The organism is Actinoallomurus acaciae, assembly GCF_042429965.1.
Taxonomy (GTDB): Bacteria; Actinomycetota; Actinomycetes; order Streptosporangiales; family Streptosporangiaceae; genus Actinoallomurus; species Actinoallomurus acaciae.
Window position 1 is genome coordinate 1 of record NZ_JBHLZP010001112.1, and the last position, 1,042, is coordinate 1,042.

Here is a 1,042-nt window from a genome sequence, read left to right on the forward strand (position 1 = left end):
GTGGCCGGGCAGGTCGCCGCAGTGCAGGAGCCGTCGGCTCGCGCGCCGGTGCCCGGCAGCGCCACGGCCGCCAGCACGCTCGCGGCGCCGAGCGCCGTGGCGGCTGTGATACGTCCTCGAATGCCCTTCATGAAGCCCCCTGTTGCATTCTGTCCGTGTCCTCGCGGAACGAGGTCACCGGCGGATCACGGTACAGAAACGCGCACGCGGGAATCCCGTTGAGGAAAAAAGCCCGATTCATGGCCTGTCGCGGCACTTCAAACTTAGGTTGCTGTCATTTTTACCGGGTGATCTGGTATTCGGCCGACGGGCTCGGGTATCACCCTTACGTGTCGAACGGAAACGGTGTCGCGGCCGTCCTGCTGACCGCCGCCATTCTCACCGGGATGCACCAGGCGCGCGGAGGCTCGGCGCATCGGCACGCTCCCCATCGGCACTGGTCGAGCCCGGTGCGCTGGTCGAGCCCCCAGCGGGCCGAACTGGGCGACACGAACATCCCGGTCCGCGCGGTCCGCCGGCACACGTCCCACGAGTCGCCGTCGAGCGCGCGTCCGGAGGGCAAGAGCGCCGTGGTCCACCGCGCCGACGCCGCGGAGTCGCCCGAGATCATCGTCGGCTACGTCGACCCCGAGCGCGGCCCGGCCGCCTTCCACCGCCTCACGAAGGTCGTCGAGGGCGACCGGGTGAAGGTGGTCCGGCGCGACCACAGCGTCGCCTGGTTCAAGGTCGACTCCGTGCGCCGCCTGCAGAAGGTCCCGGTCGGCTCCCGGCGCTCGTCCGACGCGGTGAGACACGCCATCGCCCGCGAGCGCTCGACCACCGGCCGCCCGGAACTCCGCCTGATCTCCGTACGCGGCGGACCAGACCGGCCGAGCCGCGACACCCCGCAGAACGTCGTCGTCTCCGCCCACCTCGACCGCCCGCCCGGCTGAGCCGACGTCAGGGCCTGTCTCGGTCGGGTCGTGAGTTTTCCACAGCCGTGGGTGTGGTCTTTCTTTGGTGTGTGGGGTGGCTTGACAATGGAAGTGGGGTCGGCGCCCCC

The 1,042-nt window shown here is 70.2% G+C and carries 1 protein-coding gene; it reads left to right on the top strand.

Features of this window, described 5'->3' with window-relative positions:
* Positions 1–329: 329 nt before the first annotated feature.
* Entirely contained in the window at positions 330–932 is a 603-nt protein-coding gene (locus ACFFNX_RS50940; RefSeq protein WP_378213713.1) for a sortase domain-containing protein, read from the top strand.
* The last annotated feature ends 110 nt before the right edge of the window (positions 933–1,042 follow it).